At 67.1% G+C, this 15,377-nt stretch carries 12 protein-coding genes and 1 pseudogene; 7 read left to right on the forward strand and 6 right to left on the reverse strand.

Annotated elements, in window-relative coordinates:
• Positions 1-58: 58 nt before the first annotated feature.
• From M5D76_RS09305 to M5D76_RS00130, 4 genes and pseudogenes are all read right to left on the reverse strand, one after another.
• Positions 59-808 (reverse strand): annotated as a pseudogene (locus M5D76_RS09305) (ornithine cyclodeaminase family protein); the annotation flags it as partial.
• A gap of 461 nt (positions 809-1,269) precedes the next feature.
• Positions 1,270-2,622, reverse strand: coding sequence for a DNA-binding protein (locus M5D76_RS00125; protein WP_248921381.1), 1,353 nt, complete (start codon positions 2,620-2,622; stop codon positions 1,270-1,272).
• A 124-nt stretch (positions 2,623-2,746) separates the two neighbouring features.
• Positions 2,747-3,058 (reverse strand): DUF4143 domain-containing protein, encoded by a 312-nt coding sequence (locus M5D76_RS09310; protein ID WP_428847222.1) that lies wholly within the window; start codon positions 3,056-3,058, stop codon positions 2,747-2,749.
• A gap of 130 nt (positions 3,059-3,188) precedes the next feature.
• The gene (locus tag M5D76_RS00130; protein ID WP_248921382.1) at positions 3,189-4,331 is read right to left on the reverse strand and encodes a glycerate kinase family protein; all 1,143 of its coding nucleotides are present in this window, start codon (positions 4,329-4,331) and stop codon (positions 3,189-3,191) included.
• Between the two features lie 266 nt (positions 4,332-4,597).
• Here M5D76_RS00130 and M5D76_RS00135 point away from each other — a divergent pair, with 266 nt between their 5' ends.
• The 4 genes from M5D76_RS00135 to M5D76_RS00145 all read left to right on the forward strand — a co-directional run bounded on the left by M5D76_RS00135 (position 4,598) and on the right by M5D76_RS00145 (position 7,557).
• Complete coding sequence (locus M5D76_RS00135; RefSeq protein WP_248921383.1) at positions 4,598-5,833, forward strand: MFS transporter; 1,236 nt, start codon at positions 4,598-4,600, stop codon at positions 5,831-5,833.
• A 126-nt stretch (positions 5,834-5,959) separates the two neighbouring features.
• Positions 5,960-6,319, forward strand: coding sequence for a YccF domain-containing protein (locus M5D76_RS00140; RefSeq protein ID WP_248921384.1), 360 nt, complete (start codon positions 5,960-5,962; stop codon positions 6,317-6,319).
• A gap of 197 nt (positions 6,320-6,516) precedes the next feature.
• Entirely contained in the window at positions 6,517-6,645 is a 129-nt protein-coding gene (locus tag M5D76_RS09065) for a hypothetical protein (RefSeq protein ID WP_283101996.1), read from the forward strand.
• A gap of 255 nt (positions 6,646-6,900) precedes the next feature.
• The gene (locus M5D76_RS00145) at positions 6,901-7,557 is read left to right on the forward strand and encodes a hypothetical protein (protein WP_248921385.1); all 657 of its coding nucleotides are present in this window, start codon (positions 6,901-6,903) and stop codon (positions 7,555-7,557) included.
• Between the two features lie 276 nt (positions 7,558-7,833).
• On the opposite strand, the gene M5D76_RS00150 is transcribed toward M5D76_RS00145, so the two are convergent.
• The gene (locus tag M5D76_RS00150) at positions 7,834-10,134 is read right to left on the reverse strand and encodes a glycogen/starch/alpha-glucan phosphorylase (protein ID WP_248921386.1); all 2,301 of its coding nucleotides are present in this window, start codon (positions 10,132-10,134) and stop codon (positions 7,834-7,836) included.
• Positions 10,135-10,332: 198 nt separating this feature from the next.
• Here M5D76_RS00150 and M5D76_RS00155 point away from each other — a divergent pair, with 198 nt between their 5' ends.
• Positions 10,333-11,310, forward strand: a complete 978-nt coding sequence (locus M5D76_RS00155) for a helix-turn-helix transcriptional regulator (RefSeq protein ID WP_248921387.1) — start codon at positions 10,333-10,335, stop codon at positions 11,308-11,310.
• Positions 11,311-11,369: 59 nt separating this feature from the next.
• Here the strand turns inward: M5D76_RS00155 and M5D76_RS00160 are convergent, their stop codons facing one another.
• Positions 11,370-12,653 carry an alpha-amylase family glycosyl hydrolase gene (locus M5D76_RS00160; protein WP_248921388.1) on the reverse strand — a complete coding sequence of 428 codons (1,284 nt, stop codon included), beginning with the start codon at positions 12,651-12,653 and terminating at the stop codon, positions 11,370-11,372.
• A 277-nt stretch (positions 12,654-12,930) separates the two neighbouring features.
• Here M5D76_RS00160 and M5D76_RS00165 point away from each other — a divergent pair, with 277 nt between their 5' ends.
• Both M5D76_RS00165 and M5D76_RS00170 read left to right on the forward strand, forming a co-directional pair.
• On the forward strand, positions 12,931-13,941 hold the full coding sequence (locus M5D76_RS00165) for a LacI family DNA-binding transcriptional regulator (protein ID WP_248921389.1): 1,011 nt from the start codon (positions 12,931-12,933) through the stop codon (positions 13,939-13,941).
• A gap of 79 nt (positions 13,942-14,020) precedes the next feature.
• Positions 14,021-15,301 (forward strand): ABC transporter substrate-binding protein, encoded by a 1,281-nt coding sequence (locus M5D76_RS00170; protein WP_248921390.1) that lies wholly within the window; start codon positions 14,021-14,023, stop codon positions 15,299-15,301.
• Positions 15,302-15,377 lie beyond the last annotated feature (76 nt).

The following is a 15,377-nucleotide window of genomic DNA, read 5'->3' on the forward strand; positions in this document are numbered from 1 at the left end:
CCCCCACCGTGAGGCACTGGCGCACGTCGTCGACGACCACGCGCGCGCCTGCCAGCAGCGCGGACTCGGCCTCCTGCTTGCCGGGCTTGTCGGCGCCCACGCAGGAGACGTGCGTGCCGGGACGCACCCACTCCGCCCTGAGGTAGGGAGTGCGCGCGGGTGTGGCGCACATGATCACGTCCGCCTGGCAGACGGCCTCGGCAAGGCCCGCCGTCTCGATGTGGGGCGCCACCACGTTCGTGCCCGCCTCGCCGAGAAGAGCTGCCACCTCGGCAGAGATCGCGTCGAGGCGCCCGGCGTCCGTCTCGCCGTGGAGCGGGTTGGTCACGACGACCCGCTCGAGCTGGGGCAGCGCAAGCAGGTTCGCGACGATCAGATAGGGGCACAGGCCGCCGTCGCCGCACACGACGAGCGTCGCGGCGTCCGCGCGGGCGAGCCACTTGGCACCGACGGCGCCGGCGGCACCCGTCCTGAAGCGCGTGATCGGCATGGCGTTGAGCACGGCCTTGGGCGCTCCGGTCTCGAAGTCGAACACGAGCGACGTGCCATGGTAGACGGGACGGCCCTGCTCGGGGTTGTCCTGATAGCAGCTGATGGCCTTCAGACCCCAGACGCCGTCGCCGTCGAGGTTTCCGCTCTTGAGGTCCATGTCACGCACGCCGTCCACGAACTCGTGGAAGAGCAGCGGCCAGACGGAGGCCTGCCCCGCGTGCTTCTGCGCGTACGCGGCCTCGACTGCCTCGAGCGCCATGGGGACGGTCACGAGCGACCGGACCTCCCCCTCGTTCAGAATCCTGATGTGGTCCATTGGGCCCTCCTCACCTCGGCATGGCTCCGCGCGACGGCTCGCGCCGACGCCAGGTGGCAGCGCCCCGCGGCGCGCCTGCCATGCATGCGTACCTTGGAAGAGGCCCGGCGCAGCACGGGGCGGGCACGCGTTGCCCGACACCCGCCTGTCTCTCGCCGCTGCTCCACGACCGGTGTAGGAGTGGCTTCTCGATGATCACAAGATATAGGAAACACTCTGATGCCACATTTGAATAGTATTGGCACGCACCCGAAGATTTATTCAGGGCTGCACGTGGCCATACTCTTGGCAGCGCCCTATCTACGTGCGCTCGCACCTAACCGATGCAAATACGGATTATTGTGTTAAGGCAAAGTTTTATTCCTAAAATTGTATTTTACCTTCACACTTCCTCCACGGCGAGAATCACCTCGGGCATGTGCGCCTGGCCGACCCCGCGCGCGCCTATCGGACGGCTCCTCTCAGCTCCACTCGCGAAGGTCCACGATTCGCGCCACGCGACGCTCAAGCGACTTTTCGATGTAGGGAAGGCGCTCCGACAGCAGCGAGTTCCGAGAGAGAATCTCGAGCGCCTCGTCTCCAAAACCGTCGAGGTCATGGGGATCGAACCAACTCATATCCTCGACCAACAGCAACTGCCGCGCGGGACTTGGGTCAAACTGCCTGCTCTGGAAGCTGAACTCCCCGCCCCTGAGGTCGTCAAGCGAGCAACCAGCCCAGAGCGACGTCCCCGAATCGAATATGGGTGCCGGTCGACACTCCAACGTCTCCACGTTTCTCACGATGCCAAAGTTGCGGTAGTGCCTGTCGGAGTTCGCGATGATGTCGTCGCAAACGATCATCTTCCATAGGGCAAGCTCGACATCCTTTGCGCCAAGCGACTCGCAGCACCTTACGTAGTGTTGGTACGCGTCCCAATCGCCACGCTCGGGGAGAAGCCGGTCTACGTAAATTGCAGGTACGAACTCCTCCTCGTCGGTCAGAAAGTCCTCGCATGCGCACAACGTGGCGCCCCCATCCTCAACGAGCTGATAGGCAACAAAGTCGCCCTCACTCAACAACCTCCGATGGAGAACCGTTGCCACCGCCTCGTTATAAGGCTCCTGATTGAGCGTTCCGCCCTCCTTGAGAAGCATTCGCCTTCCGTCTCGAATCATCCAGCGCTTACCCAGATTGCCGTCGGATGTGTTGTCGGGATGCGCCCCGATAGAGGTGGAAACGGGCGAGTAGGAATCAGTCCTGTCAGAGACCCTCTCAAAGTCATTGTTGAAGAAGTTGATGTCATCCCATGCAAGATCAGATCCGCGAGGCTGGATCCAATACTGATCGGAAAGCGATAGCCCCAGGTTTCTCATGGCAAGCTCCTCGGAAACGAAGACGCCCGCCTCATCGAGAACCCTCTGGAGGCCCCTGCGCGTTGCAGGTATGCCACGCCCCTTCCACCACATGTCGAACGCGACGACATCGGAGATGCCGTCCTGCCCGAACACGCCGAGAGGGGCACGATCGCCGTCCAGGAGCTCCCCCACATGGGTGAACTCCTTTCGCCTGCCGTTGTAAACCACCTCACGGATCTCATGGCCACGGTTCATGAGCGTAAACACGAACTCGTCACGACCCCTGCCCGCCCTCGGCCGGCCCCCACGCGACGGGGCGCTCATGCGGCGAGCCTGTACCGAGGCACGATCGACCAGCCACCTGCCGCCGACCATCGTGCCCTCAAGCTGGCCGCCCCTGATGAGCTGGGTGACTCTCTGCGGTGAAACGCCAAGCAGCCTTGCAGCCTCTGCAGTGGGGATGAGATTGATGTCCATGCTGGCCTTTCGATTACGAAAGAGTTTTTAGTGGCTCATCAACATCTTAAAACTCTTTCGCATCCGAAACCAACAGACCACCGGTTAGACGGCGCGATGGGGAGTCCGGCACCGAGCACAGTCATCAAGCCATTCTCGAAACCCGACCCGCGCCTGGGCGTCCCCCTCCCCTTCCGCTACTCGCAGCGCTTCCTGCGCCCCACGCGAAGGACGGGCACAGCACGATGGAACGGTCGATGCCCCACTCCCCCACGGCGAGCACGTTGTCGAGCGCCTTGTGCCGGCGAAAGCCGGCTCCCGACTTGACCTCGACGGGGAGGGACGCGTCGCAGGAGGGCAGCACGAAGTCGACCTCGCCGTAGCGCGACTTGTCGAAGTGGCGCAGGACGAACCCGCGCGCGACGAGCTCCTGCGCGACGAAGCTCTCATACGACAGGTGTTGCGACCGTTTTCAGCGGTTTTCAACCACCGTTTGCGACCGTTTTCACCACTTTCAGAACCTACTTTGCGACCGTTTTCGCCAGTTTCAACCCGTCGCCTGCGACCGTTTTCACCACGCGGCCCCGCTACGACAGCCCGCGCCCAAGCGCAAGCAGGGCAAACGTCCGCTCCGCCGCCAGCCGATAGTTCGCCTCGGCACGCTCCATGGCCTCGGCCACGTCGCACGCGTCGATCACGCTGGGCACGATCGCGTCGACGCCCACGTCCAGAAGCTCGGTGGCGTCCGCGTCCATCCCGCCGACCACGGCCACGCACGGCACGCCCGCGCGCCGGCAGCGAGCGGCGACCCCGCTCACGACCTTGCCGTGCGCCGACTGCGCGTCGGCATGCCCCTCGCCGGTCACGCACACGTCGCAGTCGGCCAAAAGCTCGTCGAATCCCACGAGGTCCAGCACCCGCTCGACCCCGCTCACCATCTCCGCCGAGAGGAGCGCGCATGCCGCGGCAGCCAGCCCGCCGGCGGCGCCCATCCCCTCCCGCTGCGGCTCGAAGCCGCGCACCGCGGCCGCGAGCACGGCCGCGAAGCTCGTCATGCCCCGCTCGAGCTCCTCGACCACCGCAGGCGAGGCGCCCTTCTGCGGCGCGAACACCCGCGCGCAGCCACGCTCGCCCAGAAGCGGGTTGTCCACGTCGCACATCACGGAGAAGCTCGTCTCGCCCACGCGCGCGTCAAGCGCGGCCGCGTCGATCGCAGCCACGCGGCCAAGGTCGGCGCCCGTGCCGGCAAGCTCGCAGCCGCCCTCGTCCAGAAAGCGCACGCCCAGCGCACGCATGCAGCCCATGCCGCCGTCGTTGGTGGCCGAGCCGCCCACGGCCAGCGTGACGTCGCGCGCGCCGGCGTCGAGCGCCGCGCGGATCAGCTCGCCGGTGCCGTAGGTGCTCGTGCGCCGCGGGTCGCGCTCGCCCACGGGCAGAAGCGGAAGCCCCGACGCCGCGGCCATCTCGATCAGGGCGCGGCCGCCCGGCAGCAGCGCGAAGGCGGCGTCGGTCGCATCGCCAAGGGGGCCGCGCACCACGGCATGCCGCAGCTCGCCGCCCGTGGCCGCCACCACAGCCTCGACCGTGCCCTCGCCGCCGTCGGCAACGGCAAGCTCGCACACCTCGCAGCCGGGGAACCGCGCGAGCGCGGCCTCCCCCAGAAGCTCGGCGGCGCGCGCCGACGAGATCGAGCCCTTCAGCGAGTCAGACGCCATAAGAAAGCGCGGCATGGCACTCGTCTCCCTTCCCCACGCACCGCCCCTCGTCGGGCGGCGCCGTCACACAGCAGCGTAGCAGGCCCTCGCGACGCAGGCGCCGCCGCCTCGACGGGAGGCTCGCGCGGGCATTGTTTCGCCTTTGTTGAGCACGCGCGCACGCACCCGCGCCTCACGTACAATCGCGCTCACCACTGCGCCGCCTGCGGCGCACCACCCGCTGCCCGCAACGCGCCGTCCACACCGCACCACCCGCACGCACCGCCAGAAGGAAGCCCGCAATGTCGCTCTTCTCGTCCGCCCGCAACGCCGACGCGCTCGTACAGCGCCTCACGCTCGCCAACCTCGCCGTCCAGTCCGGGCACCAGGCGGCCTACTTCGTCGGCATCATCGGCACGGCCACCTACCTCCTCGGCTCGGACGCCTTCGGCATCGCCGTCCTGCTCGCGGTCGTGAACCTCTCCTTCGTCATCGGGTCAGCGACGTCGGGCATCTTCATCGACCGCCTCGGGCCGAGGCGCGTGCTCGTCACCTTCGAGGTCGCCTACGCCGCCATCGCCGGAGCCGCCTGCCTGCTGCCCCTGGGATACCGCGTGCTCGTCGTGGCGTCCGGCGCGATGACCTTCATCGCGGGCTGCATCGCGACGACCATGACGTCGTTCCCGCCCTACCTCACGCGCGAGCGCGAGAGCCTCAAGAACGCCAACAGCCTCGTCGACACGGCCTTCTCCCTCGCGATCGTCTTCGGCCCGGCCGTCGGCGCCATGATCGCGTCCGTCCGCTCGCCGCAGGCCGTGCTCGCGTTCTCGTCCGCCTGCATGCTCGCCGCGGCCGCCACGTCGATCGGACTTCGCGAGCGCTTCGACAAGGGTGACGAGCCCGGCGCCGAGAAGAGCGCGCCCTGCGGGGCCCTCGCCGAGTTCACCGAAGGCCTGCGTACCACGTTCGCAAGCGCCGACCTGCGCTTCCTCTTTCTCGTCGGCTTCTTCGGCTTCCTCGCGTACGGCGCCTTCGACGCGCTCGAGTCGCTCTTCTACCGCGACGTCCTGCGCGTGGGAGTCGAGTGGATGGGCTGGCTCTCGACCATCTCGGGCATCGGCTCGGTCGTGGGCTCGGCCGCGCTGCTGCGCATCCCCGCGAGCCGCGTCGACTTCCGCCTGGTCGCCACCTCACTCATGCTCGCGGGCGTGGGATCCATGGTCTACGTCGGCACCGACCTCCTTGCCGTCGCGGCCATCGGCCAGGCGCTCACGGGCTTCGGCTTCGGCCTGCTCATGCCCACGCAGCACATGCTGACCCAGGAGTGCTGCGAGCTCGGCCAGCTCGGCCGCGTCAACGGCGTGATGCGCGTGGGCCTCAACAGCTCGGGCATCCTGCCGCTCGCGATCTCGCCCTTCCTGGCGAACCTCTTCGGGGTCCAAGCCGTGCTCTTCTCGGCGTCCGCCCTCGTGGCCGTCATGGCCGCCCTCTTTATGCGCGGCGCCCGCACACACGACCACCCGAACGACGTCTCCTAGCAACGCCTCGCGCGCGAGCCGTCAAAGATGGCGGCCAAGAAGAGCCGGAATTGTTGTCCGGTCGCGCTCCTATACTGAGGGCGACAGACGGGTCGCCGCACGGCGGCGCCCGAGAAGGAAGGCATCATGCGCACGATCGCCAACATACTCTGGATCGTCTTCGGCGGGCTGATCGCGGCCTGCGCGTGGGTGATCATCGGTGGCATCTTCTACCTCACCATCATCGGGATCCCGCTGGGCAGGCAGGCCATGAAGATGGCCTCGCTCACGCTCGCGCCCTTCGGGCGCACCGTGGTCTGGGGCGGCGGCATGCCAAGCCTGGTGGCCAACATCATCTGGCTCGCCTTCGCGGGCGTGCCCATGGCATTCGGCTACTGCATGGTCGGCGTGATGCTGTGCTGCACCATCGTCGGGATCCCGGTCGCGCTCCAGGCGTTCAAGATGGCGAAGCTCTCCCTCATGCCCTTCGGCGCGCAGGTCATCTAACGGGTCGTCGCCCCCGCGATACAACCCCGTTCAAAATCGACCCGATCACGCCAGACAAGGGCCAGAAAATCACAACCAAATTTGGCCGATTAGCTGGGAATTCTCACAAAAACTCGTAAGGTCTCGCGCTATGCTCCACTCACGCTGGTCGACGGACCTACGTGCGGGGCGGCGCCTCTCGAAAGGAGGTGTTGCCTATGGAGCTATTCTTCTTGGTCATGGCGTTTCTGACGGCCCTGTTCGGGCTGCTGAAGGCCGCGATTGAGCTCTATGGCGCCTTGCGCGACCATGAGGGCTCGGAAGGAGGGCCAGGCCGACGCACGTAGTGCTCGGCACCTAAGTCATGAGTAGGGTCCCGTGATGCTGGAACATCGCGGGACCTGAAGACCGGCGCCGCCTACCCACAACCGTAGGACGTCGCCAGCTACATCTTCGCACGCGTGACCGGGCGGGTCAACGGCGGACCGCCCGCCACCGACGAACGGACCCCTCGCCGCCCAAGCGACGTGCCGCGCCCCGCCGTTCGGTATGCTACTGAGCAACTACGCGCGACGCGCGCCGCCACGTCGAAGGGAGCACCCATGAAGAGGCAGACCATCGTAGCCTGCGCCTCCGCACTCGTCCTCGCGGGAGCGCTCGGCGCCTGCAGCACCACGACCACCCAGACCACCTCGTCCGACGGCTCGACCGAGGTCAGCTTCTCCACCTCCTCGGGAACGGACACCACGTCGGCGGGCACCTACGACAACGACTACTTCGGCTTCGGGATCGACATCCCCCAGGGCATGAGCTCCCTGAGCGAGAGCGAGCTCAAGGACTTCGCCTCCACGTCCGACCTCAAGACCGACGCGAACAAGCTCGCCGACGGAGAGCGCGCCATCGTCTGGCGCGCGGCCGACAGCACCCGCGCGATGCAGGTGCTCGTGGTCAAGGTGGCCGACGCCGAGGCCGTGCCCGTCGCCGACTACGCCAAGAGCCGCCGCGCCGCGCTCGAGGAGGCGGCCAAGGCCCGCGTCGACAAGGGCGAGCTCGACAGCTACGAGGTGAAGGACGTCCAGCTCACCATCAACAACCAGCAGGTGCCGGCCGACCTCTTCATCACGCACAAGGGCAGCGACACCACCTGCGAGCTGACCGCCTACTTCCAGAAGGGCTCCGACTACGCCGAGGTCGTCTCCCTCGCCAACACCGAGGGCGAGGCCACGGCGCTGAGCCAGTGCATCAGGCTCGCCAAGTAGCACCCACAGGGAGCGACGGCCGGCGCACCCACGCACGCGCGCATACGCACGCGACCGGACGCACGCGACAGAACCCAAACGCACGTCGGGGCCCCGCGCATACGCGTGGGGCCCCGATCTTGTGCGCCGCGCTGACAGGACGCGGCTGGCATAGGGGATGGCGGCGCCACCCGACGGGAGGGATGGGCGGCGCCGCCGGAAGTGGAGGCCGGCTAGGGTGTTCGAAGGGGTTGGATCGGCTCGCTCTGGCCGGCAGGGGAAGTCATGGTGCGGGCGCTAGCCGCGCTCGTCGGGCGTGAGGTGCCAGATGTCGCGGTTGTACTCGGCGATGGTGCGGTCGGACGAGAAGAACCCGGCCCTTGCGATGTTGGCGAGGCACTTGGCCTGCCAGGTGCGCTCGTCCTCGAAGTCCTCGAGCATGCGGCTCTTCTCGGCGAGGTAGGCGTCGAAGTCCGGGAACGTCATGAACCAGTCCTTGTGCAGCAGCTCGTGCGCGAGGCGCTCGAGGCTGTGGCCGTCGCCGGCGGCGAGCATCTCGGGCGAGAGCAGGAAGTCGACGGCGCGCTTGATGCGGGGGTCGGACTCGTAGTAGGACATCGGGTCGTAGTCGCCGCGGCGGTAGCGGGCGATGACCTCGTCGGAGCTCTCGCCGAAGGTGTAGATGTTGCCCGCGCCCACGAGGTTCGCGATCTCGACGTTGGCGCCGTCCATGGTGCCGAGCGTGAGCGCGCCGTTAAGCATGAACTTCATGTTGCCCGTGCCCGAGGCCTCCTTCGACGCGAGCGAGATCTGCTCGGAGATGTCGGCCGCGGGGATGAGGCGCTCGGCGGCGCTCACGTTGTAGTTCTCGACCATGGTGACCTGCAGCCACTCGCTGGCCACGGGGTCCGCGGCCACGACCTGGCCCAGGCACAGGATCGCGTGGATCACGTCCTTGGCGATGGTGTAGGCGGGCGCGGCCTTGGCGCCGAAGATCACGCTGACCTTGCGCTTCGGCAGGCGGCCGGCCCTGACGTCGAGGTAGGCGTTGATGGCCCACAGCAGGTTCAGCTGCTGGCGCTTGTACTCGTGCAGGCGCTTGGACTGCACGTCGAAGACGGAGTCGGGGTCGAGCACGGTGCCCTGGTGCGCCTCGAGCCACGCGCAGAAGCGCTCCTTGTTGTGGCGCTTGACGCGGGCGAGCTCGCCGAGAAGAGCCTCGTCCTCTGCCGCGAGCAGCCCCTCGAGCGCGGCCGCGTCGTGTCTCCAGCCGTCGCCAATGGCGCCGTCGATCAGGCTCGCGAGCTCCGGGTTGCAGGCGATGCACCAGCGGCGGAAGGTGATGCCGTTGGTCTTGTTGTTGAAGCGCTCGGGATAGAGCCGGTGGAAGGGCGCGAGCTCCACGTCCTTCAGGATCTGGGTGTGCAGGGCCGCCACGCCGTTGGTGGAGTGCGAGAAGTGGATGTCCATGTTGGCCATGTGCACGAGGCCCTCGTCGTCGATCACCTGCACGAAGGGATCGTCGCAGGCGGCGCGCACGCGGGCGTCAAGCCTCTCGATCACGGGCACGATCTGGGGCGCGACCTGCTCGAGGTAGGCCTTCGGCCAGCACTCGAGGGCCTCCGCCAGGATCGTGTGGTTGGTGTAGGCGCACACGGCGCGCACCTGCGAGACGGCCTCGTCGAAGGTCAGGCCCTTCTCGCAGAGCAGGCGCACCAGCTCGGGGATGATCATCGAGGGGTGCGTGTCGTTGATCTGCACGGCGGCGTAGTCGGCCAGGTCGCGCAGGTTGGAGCCGCGCTCCTCGCACTCGGCCAGGATCAGCTGCGCGGCGTTGGAGCACATGAAGTACTCCTGGTAGACGCGAAGCAGGCGGCCCTGGTCGTCGGAGTCGTCCGGGTAGAGGAAGAGCGTGAGGCCGCGCTCGACCTGCCCCTTGTCGAAGGAGATGCCGTCCTTGATGATGCGCTCGTCCACGCTGTCGACGTCGAAGAGCCGCAGGCGCGCGCACTTGCTGCCGTAGCCGGTCACGTCGATGTCGTAGAGGGTGCTCGTGACGTCGAAGCCGCCGAAGCGCACGGTCTGGTGCAGTGCGGCGCGTCGCATCCAGCCCTCCTGCCCCCAGCGAAGCCACGCGTCGGGCGTCTCGCGCTGCTTGTTGCCGGCGAAGCTCTGGCGGAACAGGCCGCAGTGGTAGGCCAGGCCGATGCCGTCGGCCGGCAGGCCCAGCGTCGCGCACGAGTCGAGGAAGCACGCGGCGAGGCGCCCCAGGCCACCGTTGCCCAGCGAAGGCTCGCACTCGATCTCCTCGATCTCGGCGAGGCTCTTGCCCGCGGCCGCGAGCTCGGCGCTCACCTGGTCAAAGAGCCCCAGGTTGATGAGGTTGTTGCTCAGGAGCTTGCCGATGAGGAACTCGGCGGAGACGTAGTACAGCCGCTTCTTTCCCTCGTTGGTGCCGCGCGTCTCGGCGGCGTCGCGCACGAGGGAGAGCAGCGCGTTGAAGATCTCGAGGTTCGTGCACTCCGCGAGCGGCTTGCCCGCGATGCGCGCGATGTCGGCGCCGGTCGCGCCCTGGCACGTGTTAGCTGCCACAGCCATCGTCATTCCCTTCGGTCGGTCTGCGGTTCGTCTGACTGAGTGGCACTATAGTTGCGCGCAACCCCCAAAATCATGCCCCATACCCGCAAGGAATTGCACTAAGCTAGCATCTGCCAGCTCACGACCAACGCCGCCGAGAAGAGCGTGCCGCCTCGCCCCGCGGCCGGGCGCCGCTCACGGCGAGAAAGGCTACCGCCCATGGACCGCCCCGAGACGAAGACCGCCGCCGCGCCCGTCGCCGCGCCGGGCGCGCCTGCCCCCGCCGGCGACTACGAGCGCTACCGCGAGCGCAAGCTCCACGAGCGCCCCGGCTTCGCCTACGTCACCTACCCCTGCACGATCCCGCTTGACTTCGACCGCGTGCCCGAGCATTGGCACGACCAGATGGAGGTCATCTACGTCAAGGGCGGCCGCGGCGTCGTGTCCCTCGACTTCGAGCGCTACGAGGTCACGGCGAACACGATCGTCGTGGTGCGGCCCGGCCGCGTCCACGCGATCGAGGGCCTGCGCGGCGAGCGCATGGAGTACGAGAACATCATCTTCTCGCTCGAGGCGTTCGACTCGCGCATGCCCGACGACTGGTGCCGCGACAACGTCCTCACGCCCCTGCGCGAGGGCACGCTCTCCTTCGACTGCGTGCTCGAGCCCGGAAGCGCCCTGCACGACGAGGCAGCCCGCGCCCTCGACGCCGCGGACGCCGCCTCGGCCGAGCGCGGGCCCGGCTACACGCTTGCAATCAAGGGCAGCATCTACCTCTTCTTCCGGGCGCTCTACGCCCATGCGACGCGCACTCAGGCACCCACCCCCAACGCCGTAGCCGAGAGGCTCAAGCCGGTGCTGCGCGAGGTGAAGACCCATTTCGACAAGCCCATCAGCGTAGAGGAGGCCGCGGGCCTCGCGGGCTACAGCGCAGCCCACTTCATGCGCGTGTTCAAGCGCGAGACCGGCCAGACCTTCGTGAGCTACCTGCGCTCCTTCCGCCTCTCCGAGGCGGAGGCGATGCTTCGCCGCACGTCGGAGCCCGTCTCGCGCGTGGCCGCCAACTGCGGCTTCGACAACGTCCCCTACTTCACGCGCAGCTTCAAGGCGGCCTACGGCCTCTCGCCGGCAAGCTACCGCAGGACCTGGTCCGAGCGCCCAGGCGCCCCCGCCGACCAAAGCCAGAGCCATACGTAAGGACCCCGCGACGCGCCAGCGCCACGGGGCCAAAAGCCAATCTATCGACGCGCCTGCGCCTACGCCTTGAGCACCAGGGGCGCCCCCTCGGTGCGCACGCGGCCGCCGGACACGACGACCTCGCCGCCGCCCACAAGCTCCGCGTACGTCCCGTCCGGCAGGTCCACGCCGACCTCGCCGGCCTCGCCCGCAAGCGACAGCACGCCCACCACGGACGGGTGCTCCCCGCCCACGCGTCCGCGGCTCACCACGGCGATGTCGCCCTCGCACGAGAGCGCCTGCACGTCGAGACCGCCCAGCTGCTCGTGCTTGATCTTCGCGAGCCGCGCGAGCAGGCCCGACAGGTCCTCCCCCGCCGACCAGTCGATCGTGTCGCGGTCGAACAGGCTCGGCTGGTGCGTGAGGCAGCGCTCCTCGCCCGCGTACAAAAGGGTCGCGCCGCGCAGCATGAACACGAGCGCGGTCAGGTTCTCGAGCGAGTGGCCGTCCAAGACCGACGCGATGCGCGGCAGGTCATGGTTCTCGAGGAAGCGCATCTTGCACGTGCTCGCGGGGTACGCGGACTCCTGGTAGTCAAGCAGGTCCAGCAGGTGCCCGAGGCTCGCCCTGCCGGCAAGGTAGTCGGCGAAGGTCTCCTGTACGTCGTAGTCGTACTCCGCGTCAAACGCCGAGAAGAGCTCGCCGTCCCGCGCGCAGTACATCCCGCGGGCGCGGCTCGCCCTCGCGAACGACCGGTGCACGGTCTCGGCGAGCCACACGAAGCCGGGGTGCACGCGCTCGACCTCGGCCCGCGCGCGCTGCCAGAACTCGACGGGCACGAACGACGCCACGTCGCAGCGAAAGCCGTCCACGACCTTCGCCCACTGGCAGAGCGTCTCGATCTGGTAGTCCCAGAGGCCCTCGACCCCGTAGTCCAGGTCGACGATGTCGGTCCAGTCCCCCACGCGGTTGCCCACGGTCCCCTCGGGCGTGCGCCAGAAGAACTCGGGATGCTGCTCGAGCAGGACCGAGTCCGGGCTCGTGTGGTTGTAGACCACGTCGATCATGCAGCGCATGCCCGCCGCGTGGATCGCATCGACCAGGTGCCCCAGGCTCGCGCGGTCGCCGTACTCGGGGTTCACGGCGCGGTAGTCGCGAATCGCGTAGGGGCAGCCAAGGCTCCCCTTGCGATTCCGCTCGCCAATGGGGTGGATCGGCATGAGCCAGACCCAGTCGACGCCGAGCGAGCGGATGCGCGCAAGGTCGGCCTCGAGCGCCGCGAAGGTCCCCTCCTCGGTGTGATTTCGCACGAAGACGGAGTAGATCACCTGGTTCTGGGCAGGGTTTGTGCAGGTAGACGGCATGTTCTTCCTCTCTATGCAAAGCCCTCGCCCCGCGCGGGGGCAAGGGCTCATGGCAAATTTAGCGAACCATTATGCGACGTTTGTCAAGCCGAGAAGAGCGCAAAACCGTTCACCGTGCAATTCGCTACGCTCACGGCAATTTCTTTCGGAAACGTTTCCAGCCGCCGCCACGAGGGTCTATAACCGTTCCCGGCGGCCCTCGGAAACGTTTCCAGTAACGTTTTCAGAAACACCCGGGGCGCCCGTTCACATCACCTGCGAAGCGAAGGGACGCGACATGACCATCAAGGACGTAGCCGCCCACTGCGGCGTTTCCGTCAGCACCGTCTCCCGCGTCCTCAACAACCACCCGGACGTCAGCAAGGAGGTCCGCGCCAAGGTCCAGCAGGCCATCGCCGAGCTGCACTACGTGCCCAACAACAGCGCACGCGACCTCGTGTCCTCCACCATCGACGCCATCGGCGTCGTCGTCCGCGGCTCGGGCAACCCCTTCTTCACCCCCGTCATCAACGCGATGGACGAGGAGGCCGACAAGAAGGGCTACACGCTCATCTCCGAGCTCATCTCCCCCTCCGACGACGAGATCGCCGCGGCCGCCGAGCTCGTGCGCTCCAAGCGCCTGAAGGGCATCGTCTTCCTCGGCGGCCGCTTCGACTACACGCAGAACGAGGTCGCCACCCTCGGCGTCCCCTTCGTCTGCTGCTCCTTCGACAATCGCTTCGGCAACCTCGACGAGTCCGAGTACTCCTCCGTCTCCCTCGACGACACCGCCGAGGCCTACAAGGCGACCGAGTACCTGCTCGACCATGGCCACAGCAAGGTCGCGATCCTGCTCGACTCCGTCGACTCCAACTCCATCGGCACCCTCCGCTTCAGGGGCTACTGCGCCGCCCTGAAGGACCACGGCATTCCCACCGAGCTCGAGCTCGCCGTCCAGACCGGCGACTTCTCGATGGCGGCCGCCTACGACGGGACCCTCGAGCTCATGAGGAGCCACCCCGACGTGACCGCGATCTTCTCCATCTCCGACTCCATGGCCATCGCCGCGATGAAGGCCCTCTCCGACCTGGGCCATCGCGTCCCCGAGGACGTCTCGGTCATCGCCATCGACGGCATCGAGTCCTCGCTCTACACCGTCCCCACGCTCACCACCCTCTGCCAGCCGCAGCAGGACCTCGGCCGCGACGCCGTGAAGGTGATTCTGGGGGTCATCAACGAGGGTGCCCACAACGAGCACCTCAGGATCGAAACTACCCTGCGTCCCGGCGGGACCGTAGGTAGTCGATAGCATCTGTTAGTCGGGTTACAAGAGAGAGAAGAGGTATATGTTTATGAAGGCAATTACGCGTAGGTCTTTCCTCGCTGGCGTGGCCAGTGCCGCAACGGTCGCCGGACTCGCTGCCTGCAGCAACGGCTCTGGCTCCAAGGCCGCGTCTGACGGCGCCCGCAAGGGCAAGGTGTACTGGCTCAACTTCAAGCCCGAGCTCGACACCACCGCACAGTCGCTCGCCAAGAAGTACATGGAGAAGTACCCCGACGTCAAGGTGAAGGTCGTCACCGCCGCCTCCGGTACCTACGAGCAGACGCTCACCTCCGAGATGGACAAGGACGACGCGCCGACGCTGTTCGTCATCGGCAACCGCGCCGCCCTCAAGGAGTGGGGCAGCTACGCCATGGACCTCAAGGACACCGAGCTCGTCAAGGCCCAGAACACCGATGAGTACAACCTCAAGGACGGCAACAAGGTCGTCGCTGCGGGCTACTGCTACGAGTGCTACGGCATCTGCGTGAACGACGAGCTCCTCGAGAAGGCCGGCCACTCCAAGGACGACATCAAGGACTTCGCCTCCCTCAAGAAGGTCGTCGAGGACATCCACTCCCGTGCCTCCGAGCTCGGCTTCGACGCCTTCGCAGCCACCGACCTCGACGGCGCCTCCGCCTGGCGCGTCACCGGCCACCTCGCCAACCTCGAGTACTTCTACGAGGAGAAGAAGGCCGGCAGCACCTGGACCGAGTGCCCCAAGACGATCACCGGCGAGTACCTCCCGAACTACAAGAACCTCTTCGACCTCGCGATCAACAACTCCACCGTCGCGCCCGAGACCCTCGCGACCGGCGGCCACGACCCCGAGACCGAGTTCGCCCAGGGCAAGGCGGCCTTCATCTTCTCCGGCTCCTTCGGCTACGCCGACATCAAGGACACCGTCAAGAAGACCTCCTGCATCCCCTACTACTGCGGCGTTCAGGGCGAGGAGAAGGCGGGCCTCAACTGCGGCACCGAGAACTGCTGGGCCGTCAACGACAACGCCTCCGAGGAGGACAAGAAGGCCACGCTCGACTTCGCGCTCTGGCTCGTGACCGATGGCGAGGCCGCCAAGGACATGGTCGACGCCCTGGGCGTCCTGCCCTTCACCGGCGCCCCCGAGGGCACCAACCCCTACCTCAACAACGCCGCGGACCTCGCCTCCAAGGGCAACTACACGATGGACTGGGCCACGAACTTCCAGCCCAACGTCGACACCTACCGCGCCGCGCTCGTCTCCGCGCTCAACTCCTACACCGGTGACCAGTCCGAGGCCAACTGGGGCGCCTTCAAGACCGCCTTCGTCGACGGCTGGGCCAACAACTACGGCAAGACCAGCGCCTAGGACCTCTGTCCGAGGCCACGGTGCCGAGGGACGCACGTCCCTGACACATACCACGTACTACCTTGCACGATTTGCA

It is taken from the genome of Olsenella intestinalis, assembly GCF_023276655.1.
GTDB lineage: Bacteria > Actinomycetota > Coriobacteriia > Coriobacteriales > Atopobiaceae > Olsenella_J > Olsenella_J intestinalis.

Excerpts from the sequence above, each read along its gene's own strand:
- M5D76_RS00155 (WP_248921387.1), top strand. The coding sequence starts at position 10,333 with ATGGACCGCCCCGAGACGAAGACCGCCGCCGCGCCCGTCGCCGCGCCG.
- M5D76_RS00160 (WP_248921388.1), bottom strand. The coding sequence starts at position 12,653 with ATGCCGTCTACCTGCACAAACCCTGCCCAGAACCAGGTGATCTACTCC.
- M5D76_RS00135 (WP_248921383.1), top strand. The coding sequence starts at position 4,598 with ATGTCGCTCTTCTCGTCCGCCCGCAACGCCGACGCGCTCGTACAGCGC.
- M5D76_RS09065 (WP_283101996.1), top strand. The coding sequence starts at position 6,517 with ATGGAGCTATTCTTCTTGGTCATGGCGTTTCTGACGGCCCTGTTCGGG.
- M5D76_RS00150 (WP_248921386.1), bottom strand. The coding sequence starts at position 10,134 with ATGGCTGTGGCAGCTAACACGTGCCAGGGCGCGACCGGCGCCGACATC.
- M5D76_RS00165 (WP_248921389.1), top strand. The coding sequence starts at position 12,931 with ATGACCATCAAGGACGTAGCCGCCCACTGCGGCGTTTCCGTCAGCACC.
- M5D76_RS00125 (WP_248921381.1), bottom strand. The coding sequence starts at position 2,622 with ATGGACATCAATCTCATCCCCACTGCAGAGGCTGCAAGGCTGCTTGGC.
- M5D76_RS00130 (WP_248921382.1), bottom strand. The coding sequence starts at position 4,331 with ATGCCGCGCTTTCTTATGGCGTCTGACTCGCTGAAGGGCTCGATCTCG.
- M5D76_RS00140 (WP_248921384.1), top strand. The coding sequence starts at position 5,960 with ATGCGCACGATCGCCAACATACTCTGGATCGTCTTCGGCGGGCTGATC.
- M5D76_RS00145 (WP_248921385.1), top strand. The coding sequence starts at position 6,901 with ATGAAGAGGCAGACCATCGTAGCCTGCGCCTCCGCACTCGTCCTCGCG.